The sequence below is a fragment of the Frankia sp. CeCAU1 genome (assembly GCF_977971845.1).
This window is the reverse complement of the sequence record NZ_CDWWXA010000112.1, coordinates 13100-16029: the sequence shown is the minus strand read 5'-3', so window position 1 is coordinate 16029 and position 2930 is coordinate 13100. Positions and strand designations below refer to the sequence as shown.

At 70.6% G+C, this 2930-nt stretch carries 2 protein-coding genes; both read left to right on the top strand.

Annotation, left to right across the window (positions count from 1 at the left end; all coding sequences use genetic code 11):
* Positions 1 to 124 precede the first annotated feature (124 nt).
* Entirely contained in the window at positions 125 to 1378 is a 1254-nt protein-coding gene (locus AC08OO_RS17625) for an ISAs1 family transposase (protein WP_476610150.1), read from the top strand.
* Between the two features lie 91 nt (positions 1379 to 1469).
* Positions 1470 to 2918, top strand: a complete 1449-nt coding sequence (locus AC08OO_RS17620; protein WP_476610151.1) for an IS1380 family transposase — start codon at positions 1470 to 1472, stop codon at positions 2916 to 2918.
* Positions 2919 to 2930: the final 12 nt, after the last annotated feature.

Genomic DNA, 2930 nt, shown 5'->3' with positions numbered 1-2930 from the left:
CGTGTGGCCTGACCTGGATGGATGCCGGCGACACGCAGAGAGGAGATGGACGGCGGGCACGGCCCTTCTGTCGATCATGGAGTTCTCGACGCTTCATGTTCGCCAGGGAAGGCCGTGCCCGCCGATGTCATCGGCTCCCATCGCTGCTGTGATCGACGGGCTCGCCGGGCAGATCCTGGACCTGAGTAGCCCACCGGGTTCGCTGACCGACAGTGAGCGGATCGCGTTATGCGAAGCGCTCGCGCAGGTACCGGACCCACGCCGACGGCGCGGGGTGCGCTACCCCTTCGCCGCGCTCCTGGCGATCGCGGTGTGCGCGATGCTCAGTGGCGCCCGCTCGTTCGCGGCGATCGGGGAATGGGCCGCCGACCTGCCCGCGGACGCCCGCGCCGGCCTGGGGTTGACCGGGCGGGTCCCGGGCCCGGTGACGATCTGGCGGGTGCTGGTACGTGTGGACCGGGCGGCGTTGGAGGCCGCGATCGGAGCCTGGATCCGGGCCCGCCTGGACGCCGTCGACACCGCCGGGCACCAGCCGCCACGGCGCCGACGCCGGGTACGGCGGGTGCTCGCCGTCGACGGGAAGGCGATGCGCGCCACCCGGCACGGCGCCCACCCCGTGCACCTCCTCGGTGTTCTCGACCATGCCCGCGGCGTGGTCCTGGCGCAGGTCGACGTCGACGAGAAGACCCACGAAATCCCTTTGTTCTCCACGGTTCTCGAGCAGATCCCCGACCTGACCGACGTCCTGATCATCGTCGATGCGATGCACGCGCAGACCGCGCACGCCGACTACCTCCACACCCGGGGAGCGCACCTGTTGGTCACCGTGAAACGCAACCAGCCCACCGTCCGCACCCGGTTGAAAACCCTGCCCTGGAAAGACGTCCCGGTCGGGCACACCACCACCGGCCGTGGTCACGGCCGGATCGAGACACGCACCCTCAAAGCCGTCACCGTCCCGGCCGGGCTCGGGTTCCCCCACGCCGCCCAGGCCATCCAGGTCACCCGCACCTCCCGCCCGATCAACAAGAACAAGAAGAAGACCGAGGGCAAGCGTTGTCGGCGACGTGAGACCGTCTACGCGATCTGCACCCTGCCCGCCCACGACGCCCTACCCGCCGAACTGGCCACCTGGATCCGGGGCCACTGGCACGTCGAGGTCCGCCTGCGCTGGGTCCGTGACGTCACGCTGGGTGAAGACCTCCACCAGGCTCGTACCGGCAGCGGACCCCAGGTCATGGCCGCTCTCCGCAACCTGGTGATCAGCCTGTTCCGGTTCGCCGGCTTCACCAACATCGCCCGAGCCCTACGCCACCACGCCCGCCATCCCAACCAGGCGATCACCCTCGCCTGGAGTATTCAGCAATTCCCTGGTTGATCTAGATTCCGGACGCAGAAAGGTGCCCCTGACCTGGGACAATAGGGATGTCTAAGGCCCAATCGTCCGCAAGACCAGGAGCACCTGTCAGGTGAAGTCTACGCAGTGGTCGGCCGGCACGCATGTCACGGTCGGTGGTGGCGGTATCACGAGCCGGGCCGGCACCGCGGGTGCTCGGATGCTGATGGACAAGGTCGGGATGCCCCGGGCGCTCGGGTCGGCGATGGCCGGTACCACGGCCTACCCGGGCCTGGACCGCGGCCGGGTCCTCACCGACATCGCCGTGGTGATCGCCGACGGGGGTACCCGCCTCGGGGAGATCGCCGCGCTCGGCGACCAGGAGGAACTGTTCGGCCCGGTCACGTCCGTCGCGACAGCCTGGCGGGCGCTGCACGAGGCGTCCGGGCGGACCAGGGAGATCGCCGCGGCGCGCGCCGAGGTCCGGGCGCACGTCTGGACGCTGCTCGCCAACGCCCGCGGCGGGATCCCGGCCTCGACGGTCGCCGGCACCGACCTCGGCGAGTTCGTCGTGCTGCGCGTCGACCCGACGATCGTGATCGCGCACAGCGACAAGGAGGACGCGAAAGGCACGTTCAAGAAGACCTACGGCCATCACCTGCTGACGGTGTGGTGTGACAACACCGGCGAGTGCCTCGTGCTCAAGCTCCGGCCCGGCAACGCCGGCTCGAACACCGCCGTCGACCACATCGAGGTCATCCGCGAGGCGATCGCCCAGCTCCCCGAGACCCACCGGAACAAGCTGCTGATCACCGTCGACGGCGCCGGGTCCAGCCACGACCTCGTCACCTTCCTCGACCAGCTCGGCCACGACCCCGAGCACCCCGAGCGCACCGTCTACTACGCCGTCGGCTTCGACGTCGACGAGCGGGTCCGCTCGGCCGTCGGCGAGGTCCCCGAGACCGCGTGGGCCACCTCCGTGCGCACCGATGGCACCCCCCGCACGAACGGGCAGGTCACGGACCTGACCGGGCTACTGCGCGAGGCCCCGACCGGGGACCGCTACCGGACCTGGCCGAAGACCCTGCGCCTGGTCGCGCGCCGCGAACGGCCCGCACCCGGCGCGCAGCTGTCCCTGTTCGAGCAGCACGCCGGGTTCCGGTTCCAGGTCACCGGCACGAACCTGCCCGCCCGTCTGGACGCCGACCTGCCGGCCGGCCACCAGCAGGTCCCGTTCGTCGAGGCCGTCCACCGCCTCCAGGCCCGCGTGGAAGGTTTCCTCCGCAGAGGCAAGGACACGGGCCTCCGCCGGATGCCCAGCAAACGAAAGGCGATCAACACGGCGTGGTGCGTCGCCGTCGCGATGGCCTGCGACCTGCACGCCTGGCTGAGACTCCTCGCGCTCGACGGCGACCTCGCCACCGCCGAGCCGAAGAAACTTCGGTACCGGGTCCTGCACGTCGCCGCGAGGATCATCTACTCGGGCCGGCGCCGCGAGATCCGGACCCCCGCGACCTGGCCCTGGGCCCACGCCGTCGCCACGATGATCAACCGGATCCAGGCGCTGCCCGCCCGGACCTGACCGCCACCACCC